The sequence below is a fragment of the Agarivorans sp. QJM3NY_25 genome (genome assembly GCF_050870875.2).
GTDB lineage: Bacteria > Pseudomonadota > Gammaproteobacteria > Enterobacterales > Celerinatantimonadaceae > Agarivorans.
This window is the reverse complement of the sequence record NZ_CP194041.2, coordinates 4,071,681-4,090,575: the sequence shown is the minus strand read 5'-3', so window position 1 is coordinate 4,090,575 and position 18,895 is coordinate 4,071,681. Positions and strand designations below refer to the sequence as shown.

Here is an 18,895-nt window from a genome sequence, read left to right as displayed (position 1 = left end):
TTGTTATATAAGAGTTAAATGATTTTACTGGCGTTTTAGCTATGAGCGTTATATTTTAATTTATGGTTAAAAAGGCTATAATGTCAGCCTGTTCGCCAGCCATATCTATGGCATATGAATACGGATATCCCTTAGGGGCATTATTACAATAAGGAGTGAGTCGTGCTAAAAAGCTACCGTAAACACGTCGAAGAGCGTGCTATTGAAGGTATAGTACCTAACCCCCTCAATGCTGAACAAACTGCCGGATTGGTCGAGTTATTAAAAGCTCCCCCTGCTGGCGAAGAAGCATTCTTACTAGATTTATTAGCCAATAGAATTCCACCAGGTGTTGATGAAGCCGCTTACGTTAAAGCAGGCTTTCTTGCTGCTGTAGCTGCCGGGGAAGTTAGCTCACCTATTGTGTCTCCGAGTTACGCTACCGAGTTATTAGGCACTATGCAAGGTGGCTATAATATCCAACCTTTAATTAGTTTGCTCGAGAACAAGCAACTCGCTCCGATTGCGACTAAAGCATTATCACATACCTTATTAATGTTTGATGCCTTTCATGATGTGGAAGAAAAAGCCAAAGCAGGGAATTCTTTTGCCCAGCAGGTGATGCAAAGTTGGGCCGATGCCGATTGGTTCCTGAGTCGTCCTCAAGTCGCCGAAAAGTCTACGTTAACGGTATTTAAAGTGACTGGCGAAACCAATACCGATGACTTATCTCCAGCCCCCGATGCGTGGTCGCGCCCTGATATTCCCTTACATGCGCTGGCGATGCTGAAAAATGCTCGTGATGGTATTGAGCCCGATGATGCAGGTAATATCGGTCCGATGAAACAAATTGAAGCACTTAAACAGAAGGGCCATCCTTTAGTTTATGTGGGTGATGTTGTGGGAACCGGATCTTCACGTAAATCGGCAACTAACTCAGTATTGTGGTTAATGGGGGATGATATTCCTTATGTTCCTAATAAACGAGCCGGTGGTTTTTGTTTAGGTGGAAAAATTGCACCAATCTTCTTTAACACCATGGAAGATGCTGGAGCCTTACCCATTGAGCTTGATGTTGAAGCGCTGAATATGGGGGATGTGATCGACATTTACCCATTCACTGGAGAAGTAAAAAAAGCTGGAACCGATCAGCTGATTACGACTTTTGAACTGAAAACCGACATATTACTCGATGAAGTTCGCGCTGGTGGTCGGATCCCACTGATTATTGGTCGTGGCCTAACGGATCGTGCGCGTATAGCAATGGGTTTGGCGCCTTCAGAGGTATTTAAGCGTCCGCAAGATGTTGTCGCTTCTAGCAAAGGTTTCACCTTAGCGCAGAAAATGGTCGGTAAAGCCTGTGGTGTTGACGGTATTCGTCCCGGTCAATATTGTGAACCTAAAATGACGACAGTTGGGTCACAGGATACCACTGGGCCAATGACCCGCGATGAGTTAAAAGATTTGGCTTGTTTGGGCTTCTCTGCAGACCTCACTATGCAGTCTTTTTGTCATACAGCTGCCTATCCAAAACCAGTTGATGTGACCACTCACCATACTCTTCCCGATTTCATTATGAATCGTGGTGGCGTGTCGTTACGCCCAGGGGATGGGGTGATCCACTCTTGGCTAAATCGGATGCTGTTGCCTGATACCGTGGGAACTGGTGGGGATTCGCATACTCGTTTTCCTATTGGTATCTCATTCCCTGCGGGTTCTGGTTTAGTTGCGTTTGCGGCCGCGACTGGCGTGATGCCCTTAGATATGCCTGAATCTATTTTGGTTCGTTTTAAGGGAGAAATGAAACCGGGGATCACCTTACGAGACTTGGTACACTCGATCCCTTATGCGGCAATTAAGTCTGGTTTGTTAACGGTTGAGAAGCAAGGTAAGAAAAATGCTTTCTCGGGTCGTATTTTAGAGATTGAAGGTTTAGAGAACTTAAAAGTTGAACAAGCCTTTGAGCTATCTGACGCTTCAGCAGAGCGCAGTGCTGCGGGCTGTACCATTAAATTGGCGAAAGAGCCGATTATAGAGTACTTAAACTCGAACATTGTGATGCTGAAATGGATGATATCCGAGGGTTATGGTGATCGTCGGACCATTGAGCGACGTGTGACTGCGATGCAAGAGTGGATCGCTAATCCAGAGTTGATGGAAGCAGATAAAGACGCTGAATATGCTGAAGTGATTGAAATCGATTTAGCCGACATCTCTGAGCCAGTACTGTGTGCGCCTAATGATCCAGATGATGCGCGTTTGTTATCAGACGTTGCAGGGCAAAAAATCGATGAAGTTTTCCTCGGTTCGTGTATGACTAATATTGGTCATTTCCGTGCCGCAGGTAAGTTGCTCGATAAGCATAAAGGTGCGCTGCCAACTCGGATGTGGGTTGCGCCACCGACAAGGATGGATCAAAAACAGCTTACTGAGGAAGGTTACTATGGTATTTATGGTCGTGTAGGCGCACGTACCGAAATACCGGGTTGTTCTTTGTGTATGGGGAATCAGGCTCGTGTTGCCGATAATTCTACGGTAGTTTCAACCTCTACTCGTAACTTTCCAAATCGTCTTGGCACCGGGGCCAATGTATACTTGGCATCGGCCGAGTTGGCTGCGGTTGCAGCTATTTTAGGGAAGTTGCCTACACCAGAAGAGTATTTAACTTACGCGAAGCAGATCGATGCAACGGCTGCTGACACTTATCGTTATTTAAACTTTGATCAAATAGGGGACTACACCAAGGTGGCGGATGAGGTGATTATTCAAACCGCAGTGTAAATTAAATGCCGTTGTTCACTAAAACGCAGCTTAAGGCTGCGTTTTTTTTTCTTAATTTATAAAAAAATCATTAGATTTACTGTCGAAATAGTATATTTTTGTAAAACATTTAATGATAAATCATAAAATTTTCATAATAAACGATATTATACACTACCGATGTTGGATAACTTTAGCATTTACTGGTATAAAGGGTGAGCTAGACTTGACTAGCTCATTTGCTTGCTTTTGGGAAACAATATGTCCTTTAATGATGTTGTTATAGTCGGTCCTTTGACCGTAGATATGAGTCAAAATAGTATTGCGTTTAAGGATAAAAGTGCCTACTTGGGACCATTAAGAACCCACCTGTTGGGATATTTGTGTAAACACGTGAATCAAGTTGTAGGAAGAGATGACTTGTCTGACGCCGTATGGGGGCGCAGCGTTTCCGACCATACGATTAATCAGCACATATCCCAGTTACGTAAGGTGATTACCACTTTAAATAATACTGATTTAACTATCGCAACGATTCCAAAGAAGGGCTACATTGCGCGTTGTGAAACGCTTGCTAAACAAGCCAGCAGTAAACCTGAGTTGGTGGTGACTCAGCCGAAGGCTTTATTGCTTAGTGATCTGAAAACTTGCCAATTGGTTCGAACGATGAAAAGTGAAGGCGAGCTGAAAGGCCTCGATACGTTTTCCGACATTGCTCGCTTACCAGAACATTTAATGGTTAATGAATATCAAGTCATTATTGTTGATATGGATCTACCGCAAGGTGCTGGGCCTCAGTTGATTAAAACTACCCGTACTGGCCAAAGCTTGCTTAGTTCTGATATTGCAATATTAGCTGTATCCTCTGAAGCTAATAATCAACTACTTGGATTTAATGTATTAATGGACGTACAAGGCTTAGTATTAAAGCCATTCAATGGTGCGTTACTTGAAAAACAGATTAAATCAGCTATGTTGACTCGTTTTAAACTGAAGCCAAATGCTGCTTATGAGTTAGTGCCTACTTTGCTTCATAGTCGTGTCGAGGTAAGCTTACAGACACCCTGTATATGTAATTAGATTAAAACTTATGGAATTGACAATACGCCGTTCTTTAGACGGCGTTTTTTTTATTGATTGTGGAGACGAACAACGCTGCTTTTCGATGTGGTTGGAGCGTGAGCTTAATCATGATCAGCATTTTGTTCAGCATTTGCTTGAACAGCTTGAATCATTAAAGGCCTTAGATGAACTGCGTATCGATAGTGCTGAGTTTCGGTTTGTAGCAAACCTTGATGAAGTCGTGATTTCGATATCGACCGATGGCATCAGCGAGTCATCGCAAGCTTTCGAGCATGAATTGAACCTTGATACCGCGCAGAGTGCCTGTGGATATGAAGATTTCATTGCCTTGTTACAGGCCATCATTCGCTATTAAAGGGCGTTATCTGGCAACTATCTTATGACTGGTATGCCAGAAGATGGTTTGCCTAATGAGGTGTTTGAGGGCTTGTCTTAAGGTTCAGAGCCCTCAACTAACTATATCTGCGATTTAACATCAATAAAGCTAATTTTTATTGTGATAGTTTTTCAACTTGGGTGCTTGAGTCGTTCAAGCCACCCCCCCCGTTTGCTTTCTGGTGCTAAATTGTTCCTGCGACGGTTCAGTTTTCTCCTGGGTTTATGCTAGAAGCTGTCACCTTTCTTCTATTTGAGATCTTTGTATAGATCCTCATCTAGGACCCTTTCCTATTGATTGACTTAGCGACTTCATTCGAGCTTGTTATTTGGCTCATATTTCCATCAACGGCAGCCAAGTGCACTTAATTAGTGCTTGTCAATGGATACCTGCGACAGTGTGACCCAACTTGGGTCAAGCAGAAAAATAATAGCACCTAATTGGTGCGAACGACTATTTCATTCGAATACAATATATTGTTAACTTATTGAATTTAATGCTTAAAATCGTATTGGCATGGCGTTTGTTAGTACTTATATGAGAAACGTTAATCGATGACTCTTTGGAGGAGCTCAAATGAAACTAATAAGCGCGATAATCAAGCCATTCAAATTGGATGACGTGCGAGAAGCCATTGCTGAAGTAGGTGTTGATGGTTTGACTGTATCAGAGGTGAAAGGCTTTGGTCGTCAGAAAGGTCATACCGAATTATACCGCGGTGCAGAGTACCAAGTAGATTTTCTACCCAAAGTTAAACTGGAAATCGCAACCAGCTCTGAAAATGTCGATCGCATTATCGAGGCAATTTCTAGCGCGGCTTACACCGGCAAGATCGGTGACGGTAAGATTTTTGTTTACGACTTAAGCAATGTGGTACGGATTCGTACTGGCGAAATGGATGCAGAGGCTATTTAAGTACAACTTAACTAGCTATTTAATAAGGATTACGGGGAAGTAATAATTATGGAAAACGAAATTTATCAACTGCAATATGCGATGGACACCTTTTACTTTTTGGTGTGTGGCGCGCTGGTGATGTGGATGGCTGCTGGTTTCTCAATGTTAGAAGCTGGCTTGGTTCGAGCTAAAAACACCACTGAAATTTTAACCAAAAATATCGCGCTTTACGCAATCGCTTGTATCATGTATTTGATTTGTGGTTACTCAATCATGTATGGCGGCGGTATATTCCTCTCTGGTATAGAAGCCTTCGATTTGGCGGGTGTTTTGTCAGCTAAGCAAGAAGCAGGCTTTGACGGTGGTAGTGTCTATTCAGCGGCTTCAGATTTCTTCTTCCAAGTGGTATTTGTGGCAACCGCAATGTCAATCGTATCGGGCGCTGTAGCTGAGCGTATGAAGCTTTGGGCATTCTTAGCATTTGCCGCTGTTCTTACTGGTTTCATCTATCCGCTAGAAGGTAGCTGGACTTGGGGCGGTGCTGATGTATTTGGTTTATACAACTTAGGCGACCTTGGTTTCTCTGACTTCGCAGGTTCTGGTATTGTTCACCTAGCGGGCGCAGCTGCGGCACTTTCTGGCGTTTTATTACTGGGTGCTCGTAAGGGGAAATACAGCAAAAACGGTGCGGTTAACCCAATTCCTGGTTCTAACATGCCATTGGCGACAGTTGGTACCTTCATTTTATGGATGGGTTGGTTTGGTTTCAACGGTGGTTCGGTGTTGAAATTAGCCGATGCTGCCAACGCTCACTCAGTTGCAATGGTATTCTTGAACACCAATGCTGCTGCGGCCGCTGGTGCTATCTCTGCGCTCATCGTCTGCAAATTGACTTGGGGCAAAGCTGACCTAACTATGTTATTAAATGGTGCCTTGGCTGGTCTTGTCGCGATTACTGCTGAGCCTTCTACGCCAACAGCGCTTGAAGCAAGTATTTTTGGTGCGGTTGCTGGTGTATTGGTTGTTGCTTCAATTGTGTTCTTTGATAAAGTTAAGATTGATGATCCAGTCGGAGCTATCTCGGTTCATGGTGTGGTTGGTCTATTTGGTTTGATGATTGTTCCATTGACTAATGATGGTACAAGCTTTACGGGTCAAATAGCGGGTGCATTAACCATCTTTGTTTGGGTATTCGCAGCGAGCTTCATCGTATGGAGTATCTTGAAAGCGGTCATGGGGATCCGAGTTTCTGAAGAAGAAGAGATGAGCGGTATGGATATGCATGACTGTGGTATCGATGCTTATCCTGAGTTTGTTACGGTTAAGTCTTCTAGCTAAATTCTAAATGCTATCATTAAGGCTCGCATCTGCGAGCCTTTTTTGTTTTTTGCAGATGGTGGATTTAACGAACCCATGTTAACATTAAGTTAAATGCAAATCGTTTTTATTTAATATCTGTATGACAAGGATGGTGTTGTGAAATATTCAGTGTTTTTAATTATAACGATGTTGACTAGTCTGCTGGCTCAGCCCTCATTTGCAGCGCAGGAAGTCAATCTCTACTCTTACCGTCAACCTAGTTTATTGCTACCTTTAACTGACGCTTTTACCCAGCAAACGGGAATTAAAGTGAACGTGGTGCATGCTGAAAAAGGCTTAGTCGAGAAAATTAAAGCCGCTGGGGCGAACAATCCAGCTGACTTGGTTCTTACTGTCGATATCGGTCGTTTAGAAGAAATTCGCGCGGCGGGTTTATTTGCCGCGGTTGACTCTCCCATCCTAAATTCGGTTGTTCCTGCCAATCTACGTCAGCCAGACAATCTTTGGTTTGCGCTTACTACCCGGGCTCGGGTGGTTTATGCCGACAAAGATCGCGTCGCTCCAGGTGAACTCCAGTCCTTGAATGATTTAGCCGATCCAAAGTGGAAGGGGCGGATCTGTACTCGCTCAGGTAAACATGTTTATAACATTGGTCTGATCGCCTCAGTGATTGCTGAAGATGGCGAGGCTGTTGCGGAAAGTTGGTTACGTGGCTTAAAGGCCAATTTAGCGCGTAAACCTCAGGGGAATGACCGTGCTCAGGCCAAAGCGATTTTTGAAGGTCAATGTGATCTGGCTATTGCAAACCTTTATTATATGGGAAAAATGTACTACAACACTAAGAGTCCTGAGCAGCAAGAATGGGCCGAACAGGTGCGAGTTGTATATCTGGATCAACAAGTGGGTGGGCGCGGTCAGCACATCAATATTTCGGGGGCGGGTTTACTGAAAACCGCTAAACACAAACAAAATGCAATTAAGTTGCTGGAATTTTTGGTGGGCGAACAAGCGCAAACCTTATACGCAACTGCTAATTTTGAAGAGCCGGTTCGTCAAGGGATCCAAACTGACGAGTATATTGAGAGTTTTGGTCAGTTTAAAATTGACCAAGTTTCTTTACAAGCCGTGGCTGAGCAGCGTGCTGCAGCTGCTCGTCTCGTGGATCGAGTGGGTTTCGACCTGTAAGGCATGTTTAAGCCTTAGCTCCTTGTTAGTGAATCAAAGCTGGCCCTTGGTCAGCTTTTGCGATTCAATCCGCCGTCATCGTATTTAGGAAACTATGAACATCGTTACCAAGTTTACGCAGAGGCGTTTTTTGGCAAAATGGGTGCTGACCGATCCTTGGGTTTGGTGTGGTTTGGTTATCGCATTGTTGGCACTGATGCCTATTGCTACTTTGTTCACTTTAGCCTGGGCAAGCAATCAGCAGATCTGGCAGCATCTATTGGATACGGTATTTTGGGTTTATTTAAAAAACACCTTAATACTGTGCCTGGGCGTTGCACTATTCACTAGTGTCATTGGAACTGGTGCAGCATGGTTAGTCACGCGCTTTGATTTCCCTTTAAAGTCGTTACTGGTGTGGGCTTTATTACTGCCGCTAGCTGTGCCCAGTTATATCTTAGCCTTTGTGATTACCGATCAGCTTGAGTACGCAGGCTTTGTTCAAAAAAGCTTAAGACTGCTGTTTGGCTGGCAGACAGCGCGCGAGTATTGGTTTCCTGAGATCCGCTCTATTGAAGGGGCAATTACAGTACTAAGTTTAGTGCTTTATCCCTATGTCTATTTATTGGCTCGGGCGGCTTTTGTTGAGCAAGCAGCGCAGTTGTATGAGATGAGTCGTTGTTTGGGTAAAAGCCAGACGCAAAGTTTTTTTAGAGTCGCTTTGCCCTTAGCCAGACCCGCGATTATTGTCGGGGTTACCTTAGCATTGATGGAAACTATTAATGAATTTGGCACGGTGGAGTTTTTTGCGGTGCCAACATTGACCGCAGGGATTTTCGATGTCTGGCTTAACATGAGTAGTTTGTCTGCTGCAGCGCAACTGGCTTTAATGTTAGTTAGTTTTTCGATTATTTTACTTGCTTTAGAGCGTTATAGCCGGCATGCGGGCAAGTTTTATAAATTGACTGGCCAATCCACTGCCATGTTTGCTGAGCCGCTAACTGGCAGTAAAGCCTATCTCGCCACCTTTCTGTGTGTATTGCCAATCGGTCTCGGTTTTATATTACCAGTAACGGTGCTGATTCATTATGCTTTGGGTAATCTTGACGCTGGCCTGGAACAATATTTAAGTAATGCTTGGAATAGCTTTTCTTTAGCAGCCATGGCAGCGTTGTTTACAACGGCTTTAGGTTTGCTGCTGGCTTACGGTGTTCGCCTATCGAAAAGCCATAAGATGCGCAGTTTAGCTGAACTAGCGACTCTAGGTTATGCCATTCCGGGGGCGGTATTAGCGGTAGGGATCCTCTATCCTTTGGGTTTACTAGACAACGCCATCGATGGTTTGATGATCGCCTGGCTGGAACATCCGGTTGGATTAATATTTACTGGCAGCAGTGCTGCATTGGTATTGGCTTACGCCTTGCGTTTTATCGCCTTAAGTTATCGAACGCTAGATGCCAGTTTGACTAAAATCACCCCTGAGATGGATGATGCTTCGCGGGTATTAGGCAGTCGTTCGGGAAGAACCTTATGGCGTATTCACTTCCCTTTGCTCAGACCAAGCTTACTGACGGCGATGTTGTTGGTTTTTGTCGATAGCATGAAGGAACTGCCCATCACTCTTATTCTAAGACCATTCAATTTTAATACTTTGTCCACCCAAGTGTGGGACTTAGCCTCATTAGAACAGTTAGAACAGAGTGCTTTGGCGGCACTCACCATTTTGCTGGCTGGTATTATTCCGGTGATCATCATGAGTCGCAATATTGGTTTATCAGAGCCTCGTCGATAAGGAAGTTTAGCCTCCATGAGTATAGAGTTACGCCAAGTTAATCATTACTACGGTAAGCAGCAAGCACTAAAAGATGTTAGTTTAACGGTGGATAGCCACCAAATTGTTGCCTTACTTGGGCCATCAGGTTGTGGAAAAACCACCTTACTAAGATTGATTGCAGGTTTAGAACGTTTGCAAAGCGGTGAGCTTTATTTGCAACAAAAATTAGTGGCAGCGCCCGCTAAAGGGATTCATCTGCCTCCTGAGCAACGTGCGATAGGCATGATGTTCCAAGACTACGCGCTCTTTCCGCACATGACTGTTCGCGCTAATATTGAATATGGTTTCGCTACTCGTCAAGACCTACCGCAACGACGTCAATGGGTTCAAGATAGCTTAGCAAACATGGGCATGAACGGTTTGCTGGAGCGCTTCCCACACACTTTATCCGGAGGTCAGCAGCAACGTGTCGCCTTACTTCGGGCGCTTGCTCCTGAGCCAAGTACGCTGCTACTTGACGAACCATTCTCGGCCTTAGATGAGCATTTACGTCAACAGGTGCGAGAAGAAACCCTCGATATTTTAAAGAAGAGTGATACGCCGGCGTTAATGGTCACCCATGATCCTTTCGAGGCAATGTTTATTGCCGATCGAATTGTCGTGATGGAGCAGGGTAAAATCATTCAAGATGACACGCCACAACAACTCTACAATCAGCCAAAGAATGCTTTTGTTGCCGCTTTATTTGGCCCGAGTAATCGATTTTCCTCCAAGGTGCGGCAAGGAAAAGTGGTGACGGCTCTGGGCTCATTTGCGGCAGAGCAATTTGCCGACGAGCAAGCAGTTGAAGTGATCGTGCGGGCCAAAGATGTCATGGTTCATCAACTCGAAAATAGTGAGATGATTGAAGCAACTATCATTTCAGTTCATCCCATGGGTAACGAAACCCATTTTAGGCTGCGATTAGCCGCGCTACCAGAGCAGGTTTTACATGCTCGCATGCGCGATCATTGGCAGGCTGAACCTGGGGTTAAAGTTTGGTTATCGGTGGAACATTTAGCGGCTTTTGTCTTCCCCAAAGCTTAGTTTGGGGAAGGGGCCATTAGGTGCTAACTGATTTCGAATAGTTCTTTGACTGATTGAAATACGTCAGCAATGTCAATTTGACGGGTAGGGGTGATAAAAATGGTATCGTCTCCGGCAATGGTGCCAAGGATCCCTTCGGCCTTACCTAAAGAATCCAATAGGCGAGCAATTAATTGTGCAGCCCCTGGGCTGGTATGAATGACAATTAGTGCATCGTTGAAGTCCATTTCTAAAACCAAGATTTTAAGTTGGCTAGAAACGGTCGGGACCCCCAATTCGGCAGGTAAACAGTAAACCATTTCCATCTTGGCATTGCGGGTGCGAACCGCCCCAAATTTGCTCAACATTCGTGAGACTTTAGATTGGTTAATGTTTTCAAAACCTTGCTCCTGCAAGGCGGTAACGATTTCAGCTTGCGAACCAAATCGTTCTTCTTTTAACAGTGATTTAAAGGCTTTTATTAACTGTTCTTGTTTATCGCTATATTTCATCGGTGATCCGAGCTTATAAATCCGCAGTTATTGTCGCCAACTTTAACTCTTATATCAACTTTATTCCCCTTTTGTGCATATAAATGCATAGTTTGGCACACTATTCGGTAGTGAAGTTCTCGCTATGAGTTGTTCGAGTGAGCAAAGCTGCATTATCATAGTTGTAAAGACATGATGAGTAATCACTTATGCGCTGCAAATTTTTGTTATTTCTATCCTTAATATTGATACATTTTGCTCAGGCAGAGGAGCTACCATTACGGGTTGTCACCGAAGCTTCATATCCGCCTTTTGAGTCGTTTGACCAAAATAAGCAGCTGGTGGGTTTTGATATCGATCTCGCGAAGGCCCTCTGTATGCAGATGAAAAGAGAGTGTCAGTTTTATCACCAACCCTTCGATAGTCTATTGGGCAGTGTGGCGGTCGGGCACTATGATTTTGCGATTTCAGCCTTGGATATTACTGAGCCTCGCCAGCGTTTAGTGAATTTTAGCCACGCTTATTTTGACAATATCGCAGTCTATATTACCAAAGCTGAGTATAAGCTCACATCTCAGTCGGTGGTTGCAGTACAGAATGGTTCCAGTTTCCAGCGTTTCTTGCGTCGCCAACGTAAAGCCATATTCTCTATTTCTTACCCTAGTTATCAATTGGCTTTGCAGGATTTGCTGCAAGATCGTATTGATGCTGTGCTGCTGGATTCTGCTGCGGCGCATTATTGGTTAGTAAAACACCCACAATATGTGCTCCAAACTGATAGAACTTATCCAGCAAGTGGTTTAGGTATTGCTGTGTCGAAACAAGATCAGCGTTTACTCCAGAAAATTAACGATGCATTGAAAGTGTTAAAAAGTAATGGCGAGTATCAGGCTATCTACCAAGCTTATTTTAAGTAGCAAATACAGTTAGACCAAGGTCTAAAACGAGTTGTTAAAGTGTGATTGAGTCGGTCTTTTAGTGTTTTATAGTTGCTTTAAAAATGTTGCTAAATTGTATTTCTTTATAGATTCCGCTATCTTGTGTGTGTCTTTAAAGATTACCCCTCTACCACAATAAAAAAGCATGGAGAAGTTGGATGAAAGTAGCCGTATTAGGTGCCGCTGGCGGAATAGGTCAAGCCCTTTCATTACTATTAAAAACTCAATTACCTGCGGGTTCTGAACTTTCACTTTATGATATCGCTCCTGTTACTCCTGGGGTTGCGGTTGATTTGAGCCATATCCCGACTCAAGTCGCAATACAAGGATTTGCAGGAGAAGACCCGACACCTGCCTTGGAAGGTGCTGACATTGTATTAATTTCAGCGGGTGTGGCGCGTAAACCTGGAATGGATCGCTCTGATTTATTTAACATTAATGCAGGTATTGTTAAAAATTTAATTGAAAAAGTTGCCGCGACTTGCCCAAGCGCGTGTATTGGTATTATCACCAACCCTGTCAATACGACTGTGCCTATTGCCGCGGAAGTACTAAAAAAGGCGGGTGTTTACAATAAGAGTAAACTTTTTGGGGTGACAACCCTCGATGTGATCCGCTCAGAAACTTTTATTGCGGAAGCCAGAGGCCTCAACCCTGCAGATATAAAACTTAATGTGATTGGTGGTCACAGCGGGGTGACAATTTTACCTTTGCTATCGCAACTAGACGGTATTGAATTTAGCGATGATGAAATCGCTGCCATGACCACGCGAATTCAAAATGCGGGCACCGAAGTCGTGGAAGCCAAAGCTGGTGGTGGCAGTGCTACGCTTTCGATGGGGCAGGCCGCAGCACGTTTTTGTCTCTCTTTAGTGAAAGCTGCGCAAGGTGAAGACGTGATTGAATGTGCCTATGTTGATGGCGGCAGTGAGCACGCTCAGTTCTTTGCTCAACCAGTTCGCTTAGGTCCGCAAGGCGTGGTTGAAATTTTACCTTATGGTGAAATTAGCAGCTTTGAAAAATCAGCTATCGATGGCATGTTAGATACCTTACATGGTGATATCGATAAAGGAATTGAATTTGTGAGTTAATCTTAGCGAATTCAGGTCAAGGAGTGCTTGCACTCCTTTTTTGTATTTGAAAAGTCGCTTTAGTTTTGTTTCAAAGTGCCGATAGCCTAGAGGTGAACGGTATAGGAACGGCAAATGAACAAGTATCTTCCCCCATTGTTACTGTTGGCGAGCTTAACGACTCCGGTTTTGGCTGAACCTATCGAGCCCTTGTCGGTGGATGCTGAATCCGAGCAAACTGCTGCACCAACTCAAATAGTTGATTCCACAGAGTACACTAGCCCTTCTGATATTGACGCGGTTCAGCTTTATAAACAAGGGGAGCTGATTTCTTGGATTAATAAAAATCAGCATCTGGCTCGCGTTAAAGCCGATGATTGTCAGTTGGTCGAAGATATTGAGGCTCGCGCCGAAAAAGTTGCAATTCCTGCCTATCAATTTTTATGGGGGGATATGCTGGCTTGGGGGGTCTGCGTGGAAGCAAACCCTGAACTAGGTATCATGTATATGTGGCGAGCCGCCAATCAAGGTTTAGCGGCAGCGATGGAACAACTGGGTCGTTATTATGCGACAGGAACGTTGGTGCAACAAGACGTGACCAAGGCTATTCCCTTGCTACGTGAAGCGGCTGGTCAGGGTTTTTTACCTGCTCAGCTGCGCTTGGTTTCCTTGTACGTTGAGGGCGAGGGCAGTCCTTATGATTACGAAGATGCCTATCGTTGGTTACATCATTCGATTATTGCAGACAAAAAGACTCACCTTCAGGCCAGTCAATTATTGGCGTCTTTGGCCCAAAAAATGCCTGATTATGTGGTCGAAAAAGCTAAAGCAAGCAACCAACCCTACTAAAGCCTTACTTAAAGCATTACCATAGGGCTATTCTATAAGGAATATCCCTTTATTTGCTCAACTTAGCAGGTTAGTTAATGCAAAATCAGGCTGTATCGGCCACTCTCAAAGTCAGTTTATTAGCGGCGCTAGAACAAGAAATGGCACCCGTTTCTATAGAGTGGTTACAAGCTTTGGTGACGCCAGAACAGGCACCCCAATTCACTGCGACCTTGGCACACTTATTAGAAGAAGGCCTATTAGTCACTACTCGGATCGGCGCTTATACCTTGCCAGAGCGTTTGGGCTTGGTTACTGGCACGGTGATTGGTCACCGTGACGGCTTTGGCTTTTTGAATACGACTCAAGAAGGGCCGGATCTATTTTTGTCGGCCAAAGAAATGCGTAAGGTTTTTCATAATGACTTTGTGCTGGCCGCTCCATCCAGTATTGATAAGCGTGGTCGTCGCGAAGGACAAGTCATCAAGCTGCTTAAGCTGCGTAAGCTTAAACTGGTGGGGCGCTATTTTGTTGAAGGCAACCACCGTTACGTGGTACCGGAAGATCCTCGGATTAATCAAGATATTTTAATTGCTAAAAATGATACTGCCGGGGCGCGTCAAGGCCAAGTAGTGGTGATTGAAGTGTTGAGTCGTCCCTCGGCTCCGAAGCTTGCTGTTGGTAAAGTCATTGATATTCTTGGTGACAAAATGGCGCCGGGGATGGAAGTTCAGGTAGCGCTGCGCAATCACGATATACCACACGAGTGGCCTAAATCGGTGATTAAGGCGGTGAATAAGCTTGAAGAAGAAGTTGATGAAGCGGCTAAACAAAATCGGGTTGATTTACGTAAGTTACCATTGGTTACCATCGATGGGGAGGATGCTCGCGATTTCGATGATGCTGTTTATTGTGAAGCGAAAAAATCTGGCGGCTGGCGTTTATGGGTGGCGATAGCCGATGTATCCTATTATGTTCGCCCCGACGCAGCCTTAGATAAAGAAGCTCTCAATCGCGGGAATTCGGTCTATTTCCCCGATCAGGTGATCCCGATGCTGCCGGAGCAGTTATCTAATGGCTTGTGCTCGTTAAATCCCCAGGTGGATCGTTTGTGCATGGTGGCAGAAATGACTATTTCGGCGGCAGGGCGCTTATCGGGCTATAAGTTTTATCAGGCGCTGATGCACTCCCATGCTCGATTCACCTATAACAAGGTGGCCGCTATTCTCGATGGTGATGAAGCCTTAAGTGCACGTTATGTCCAGCAAGTCCCTCATTTACAAGAGCTACACCGTTTATATAGCGCATTAAAAATCAACCGAGCTGAGCGCGGCGGTATCGAGTTAGAAACTCAAGAAACCCGCTTCATTTTTAATGCACAGCGTAAAATTGAACAAATTGTGCCGCTGACGCGTAACGATGCGCACAAGATGATCGAAGAATGTATGATTCAGGCAAATGTGGCGGCGGCTAAATTTGTCGAGAAACATCAGCAGCCGATTTTGTATCGAGTGCACGATCGTCCTGGAAAAGAGCGACTGACCAATTTCAAAGGTTTTCTTAACGAATTAGGACTATCACTGGCGGGTGGGGAAGAGCCTCAACCTAAAGACTACTTCAAGTTGGTCGCCGAGATCCAACAGCGGCCCGATCTCGAGCTGATCCAAACCATGTTATTACGCTCGATGATGCAAGCGGTATATCAGCCCGATAATATTGGTCATTTTGGTCTAGCTCTGAAGTCTTATGCCCACTTTACCTCGCCAATTCGTCGTTACCCTGACTTATTATTACACCGAGTGATTAAATATTTGGTGGATAAACAGGCTGCTGAAGCGGCTGGTCAAACTTTAACAAATAAGTGGACGAGCAGTGGTGGCTATTGTTACCAAGTCGATGAGATGGACAAGTTTGGAGAAAACTGTTCGATGACCGAGCGCCGTGCCGATGATGCGACGCGTGAAGTCTCTGATAGTTTAAAGTGCGAATATATGCTTGACCATGTCGGTACAGTATTGCCTGCAACGATTGCTGCGGTCACTGGTTTCGGCTTTTTTGCTCGGCTTGACGAGTTTCATATTGACGGTTTAGTGCATATCAACTCTTTACGTGGTGACTATTATCATTATGATGCAGCTCGCCAATTGTTAGTTGGTGAAAAAACGGGCAAGCGCTTCCGTATTGGTGACTCGCTGATAGTGAAGGTTGCTTCGGTGAATATGGCTGATCGCAAGATGGAATTTATCTTGGTCAATAAAGATGGTTTAGCCGACGAATTTGAGCGCCCCACACGTGCAGGTAAAGATGGGGGGCGTGGTAAGCGCTTTGTTAAAACCGGTGAGCAAGACGAAACGAGTAAGCGTGCAGGAAAAGGTAAAAAGCCGCGGCATCGCGACCTTAAAAACAAAGGGAAACGACGTCAGCCCAGCGCGAGCAGTACGCAAGATAGCAGTGCGGAGAATAAAGGTGGCTTTAGCCCTTGGCAGCAACGGGATCCGGCAGCAAAAAAAGCCAAGCTAAGTCCTGAGTCTCAGGCGAAGCCGCGTAAAAAGCCGAAGAAAAAACGCAAGCAACGCCCTGGAAAACAAGAGCGCACAGCCGCTAAACAACAGAAGAACAGATTATGAGCCAACAAGTAATTTATGGCCTGCACGCGGTGCAAGCATTATTAGAACGCAGTCCCGAGCGCATTATTGAAGTTTTTGCCTTAAAAGGTCGCCAAGATGAACGCTTACTTCCTTTACTGAACGAGCTACGTCGTTTGGGCGCGTCGGTGCAATTTATGCCACGTAAGGCTTTGGACGATAAAGCCGAAAGCACTCAGCACCAAGGTATTGTGGCACGAGTGAAAGCCGGTCGCGGATATAATGAGCACGATCTTAAATCATTGGTTGAATCATCGACGGCACCATTATTTTTAATCTTAGATGGTGTCACGGACCCGCATAACTTAGGCGCTTGTTTACGTAACGCCGATGCCGCGGGAGTTGTGGGGGTGATTGTGCCGAAAGATAACTCGGTGCAGTTAAATGCGACGGTACGTAAAGTCGCCAGTGGTGCTGCCGAAACCGTGCCATTAGTCGTGGTTACTAATCTGGCTAGAACCTTGCGTGAGTTACAACAGCTAGGGGTGTGGATTGTGGGAACGGCGGGTGAAGCTGAGCAATTTATTTACGATACCAAACTGCAAGGGCCAATGGCGATAGTGATGGGCGCAGAAGGGAGTGGTATGCGCCGCTTAACTCGGGAAACCTGTGATGAACTCGTGAAACTGCCGATGTTAGGCGCAGTATCCAGTTTGAATGTATCGGTTGCTGCAGGTATTTGTTTGTTTGAAGCGGTTCGCCAGCGCCGTTAGGCCTGAATTCCCTCTTTTATAAAAGCTGATTAAAAGCCACTGCATAGTTAATCTTACGGTGGCTTTAATTTAGCTTGATTAAATTCTCGCCTTCACATAGAATCAGCGCCCCTAAAACAGTCATTTTATTTTTAGTTCCTTGCCTCTTCGGTTTGACTGTACCATGAACGAGGCTATAACCCGTAGGGAGCAATCATGCGTCATTACGAAATCGTATTCATGGTCCACCCAGACCAGAGCGAACAAGTTCCAGGTATGATCGAACGTTATTCTGCTGTTATTAATGATAACGGCGGAAACATCCATCGCTTGGAAGATTGGGGCCGTCGTCAATTGGCTTACCCAATCGAGAAGCTGCATAAAGCACACTATGTTCTTTTGAACATTGAAGCCAGCGCAGAAGTTATTGATGAATTGGAAACTGCTTTCCGTTTCAACGATGCTGTTATCCGCAACATGATCATGCGCACTAAAGCTGCTGTGACAGAAATGTCTGCAATTGCTAAAGCTAGAGATGAGCGTCCAGCTCGTCGTGATGATGAGCGTCCAGCTCGTCGTGAAGAAGCTACAGTAACTGAAGAAGCTCCAGTAGTTGAAGCTAACGAAGAGTCAGCTAGCGAAGAATAAGACGAATGTCTGAAAATAGGTTGGTTTTGCAGGGGCGGGTAATTCGCGCACCAAAACGCTCTACCAGTCCAGCCGGTGTTGCTCATTGCCAATTTTGGTTAGAGCATCGTTCGCAGCAGCAAGAAGCTGGATTTTCTCGTCAGGCCTATTGCCAAATAGCAGTAGTCGCAAGTGGCGATATTTTGAAGCAAGATTCATCGCATATAAGTATGGGGTGTGAGGTAAAAGTAAGTGGCTTTTTAAATAGCCACAAAGCGGCCAACGGTAGTTATCGATTGGTACTTCATGCTTCTGAAATTGATTTGTTATCACGAGGATAATGTTATGGCACGTTTTTTCCGTCGTCGTAAATTCTGCCGCTTTTCAGCGGAAGGTGTTGTAGAGATTGATTATAAAGATACTACAACATTGAAAAACTACATCACTGAAAGTGGTAAAATTGTACCGAGTCGTATTACTGGTACAAGCGCTAAATACCAACGTCAACTTGCACGTGCTATTAAGCGTGCTCGTTACCTGGCTCTATTGCCATACACTGATTTACATAAGTAAATCTTTGGCATTAGCCTAACTCAACCGAGATTATTCGAGGAAAGGTAATGGAAATTATTTTATTAGACAAAATCGCTAATTTAGGCGGTTTGGGCGACCAAGTTAATGTGAAAGCAGGTTACGCACGTAACTTCTTGATCCCTCAAGGTAAAGCTGTACCAGCAACTAAATCAAACGTCGAAGTTTTTGAAACTCGTCGTGCTGAATTAGAAGCTAAATTAGCTGAAACTCTAAAAGTAGCTGAAGCTCGCGCTGAGAAACTAAATGCTCTAGAAGCAATCGTTATCTCTGCAAAATCGGGTGAAGAAGGTAAACTATTTGGTTCTATCGGGACTCGTGATATCGCTGACGCAATTACTGCGGCTGGGGTTGAAGTAACGAAATCAGAAGTACGTTTATCTAACGGTGTATTGCGCAACACAGGTGAATTTGACATTGTTGTTCAAGTTCACGGTGAAGTCAGTGCAACGATTGCTTTACAAGTTGTCGCTGCAGAATAAAATTCTCAGCCACGACTATTAAAAACCGCGCCTCGGCGCGGTTTTTGTGTTTTTAGACTATGATTTTATTAAGTTTTGAAAGATTGTAGGGATTACTCCGGTTATCTTAATTA

Annotated in this window: 18 protein-coding genes; 17 read left to right on the top strand and 1 reads right to left on the bottom strand. The window is 44.7% G+C overall.

The window, feature by feature from the left end; genetic code table 11:
- The first annotated feature begins 162 nt into the window (after nucleotides 1-162).
- From acnB to ACRRSW_RS18565, 8 genes are all read left to right on the top strand, one after another.
- Nucleotides 163-2,760: a bifunctional aconitate hydratase 2/2-methylisocitrate dehydratase gene (acnB, locus tag ACRRSW_RS18600; RefSeq protein WP_432456068.1), complete on the top strand. Its 2,598-nt coding sequence runs from the start codon at nucleotides 163-165 to the stop codon at nucleotides 2,758-2,760.
- A 240-nt stretch (nucleotides 2,761-3,000) separates the two neighbouring features.
- The gene (locus tag ACRRSW_RS18595; protein WP_432456069.1) at nucleotides 3,001-3,819 is read left to right on the top strand and encodes a winged helix-turn-helix domain-containing protein; all 819 of its coding nucleotides are present in this window, start codon (nucleotides 3,001-3,003) and stop codon (nucleotides 3,817-3,819) included.
- Nucleotides 3,820-3,829: 10 nt separating this feature from the next.
- Nucleotides 3,830-4,177: a YacL family protein gene (locus tag ACRRSW_RS18590; RefSeq protein WP_432456070.1), complete on the top strand. Its 348-nt coding sequence runs from the start codon at nucleotides 3,830-3,832 to the stop codon at nucleotides 4,175-4,177.
- 597 nt (nucleotides 4,178-4,774) lie between these two features.
- The gene (locus ACRRSW_RS18585; RefSeq protein WP_016400812.1) at nucleotides 4,775-5,113 is read left to right on the top strand and encodes a P-II family nitrogen regulator; all 339 of its coding nucleotides are present in this window, start codon (nucleotides 4,775-4,777) and stop codon (nucleotides 5,111-5,113) included.
- A 48-nt stretch (nucleotides 5,114-5,161) separates the two neighbouring features.
- A complete protein-coding gene (locus ACRRSW_RS18580; RefSeq protein ID WP_432456071.1) occupies nucleotides 5,162-6,433 on the top strand; it encodes an ammonium transporter in 1,272 nt (423 codons plus the stop codon).
- 138 nt (nucleotides 6,434-6,571) lie between these two features.
- Nucleotides 6,572-7,600, top strand: coding sequence for an extracellular solute-binding protein (locus ACRRSW_RS18575; protein WP_432456072.1), 1,029 nt, complete (start codon nucleotides 6,572-6,574; stop codon nucleotides 7,598-7,600).
- A gap of 94 nt (nucleotides 7,601-7,694) precedes the next feature.
- A complete protein-coding gene (locus ACRRSW_RS18570; protein WP_432456073.1) occupies nucleotides 7,695-9,371 on the top strand; it encodes an ABC transporter permease in 1,677 nt (558 codons plus the stop codon).
- 15 nt (nucleotides 9,372-9,386) lie between these two features.
- Nucleotides 9,387-10,439, top strand: a complete 1,053-nt coding sequence (locus tag ACRRSW_RS18565; RefSeq protein WP_432456074.1) for an ABC transporter ATP-binding protein — start codon at nucleotides 9,387-9,389, stop codon at nucleotides 10,437-10,439.
- A gap of 23 nt (nucleotides 10,440-10,462) precedes the next feature.
- Here ACRRSW_RS18565 and argR read toward each other — a convergent pair whose 3' ends face one another.
- On the bottom strand, nucleotides 10,463-10,930 hold the full coding sequence (argR, locus tag ACRRSW_RS18560) for a transcriptional regulator ArgR (protein WP_432456075.1): 468 nt from the start codon (nucleotides 10,928-10,930) through the stop codon (nucleotides 10,463-10,465).
- Between the two features lie 188 nt (nucleotides 10,931-11,118).
- Here argR and ACRRSW_RS18555 point away from each other — a divergent pair, with 188 nt between their 5' ends.
- The 9 genes from ACRRSW_RS18555 to rplI all read left to right on the top strand — a co-directional run bounded on the left by ACRRSW_RS18555 (nucleotide 11,119) and on the right by rplI (nucleotide 18,782).
- Nucleotides 11,119-11,826 carry a transporter substrate-binding domain-containing protein gene (locus ACRRSW_RS18555; protein WP_432456076.1) on the top strand — a complete coding sequence of 236 codons (708 nt, stop codon included), beginning with the start codon at nucleotides 11,119-11,121 and terminating at the stop codon, nucleotides 11,824-11,826.
- A 179-nt stretch (nucleotides 11,827-12,005) separates the two neighbouring features.
- Nucleotides 12,006-12,938 carry a malate dehydrogenase gene (gene mdh / locus ACRRSW_RS18550; RefSeq protein ID WP_432456077.1) on the top strand — a complete coding sequence of 311 codons (933 nt, stop codon included), beginning with the start codon at nucleotides 12,006-12,008 and terminating at the stop codon, nucleotides 12,936-12,938.
- 114 nt (nucleotides 12,939-13,052) lie between these two features.
- Nucleotides 13,053-13,766 carry a tetratricopeptide repeat protein gene (locus tag ACRRSW_RS18545; protein WP_432456078.1) on the top strand — a complete coding sequence of 238 codons (714 nt, stop codon included), beginning with the start codon at nucleotides 13,053-13,055 and terminating at the stop codon, nucleotides 13,764-13,766.
- A gap of 77 nt (nucleotides 13,767-13,843) precedes the next feature.
- Nucleotides 13,844-16,372: a ribonuclease R gene (gene rnr / locus ACRRSW_RS18540; protein ID WP_432460114.1), complete on the top strand. Its 2,529-nt coding sequence runs from the start codon at nucleotides 13,844-13,846 to the stop codon at nucleotides 16,370-16,372.
- On the top strand, nucleotides 16,366-17,103 hold the full coding sequence (gene rlmB / locus ACRRSW_RS18535) for a 23S rRNA (guanosine(2251)-2'-O)-methyltransferase RlmB (protein ID WP_432461082.1): 738 nt from the start codon (nucleotides 16,366-16,368) through the stop codon (nucleotides 17,101-17,103). Before rnr ends, rlmB begins: the two co-directional genes overlap by 7 nt.
- A 195-nt stretch (nucleotides 17,104-17,298) precedes the next feature.
- Entirely contained in the window at nucleotides 17,299-17,730 is a 432-nt protein-coding gene (rpsF, locus tag ACRRSW_RS18530) for a 30S ribosomal protein S6 (RefSeq protein ID WP_432460113.1), read from the top strand.
- Nucleotides 17,731-17,735: 5 nt separating this feature from the next.
- The gene (gene priB / locus ACRRSW_RS18525) at nucleotides 17,736-18,050 is read left to right on the top strand and encodes a primosomal replication protein N (protein WP_432456081.1); all 315 of its coding nucleotides are present in this window, start codon (nucleotides 17,736-17,738) and stop codon (nucleotides 18,048-18,050) included.
- A 4-nt stretch (nucleotides 18,051-18,054) separates the two neighbouring features.
- Nucleotides 18,055-18,282: a 30S ribosomal protein S18 gene (rpsR, locus tag ACRRSW_RS18520; protein ID WP_137673721.1), complete on the top strand. Its 228-nt coding sequence runs from the start codon at nucleotides 18,055-18,057 to the stop codon at nucleotides 18,280-18,282.
- 47 nt (nucleotides 18,283-18,329) lie between these two features.
- Entirely contained in the window at nucleotides 18,330-18,782 is a 453-nt protein-coding gene (rplI, locus tag ACRRSW_RS18515) for a 50S ribosomal protein L9 (RefSeq protein WP_432460112.1), read from the top strand.
- Nucleotides 18,783-18,895: the final 113 nt, after the last annotated feature.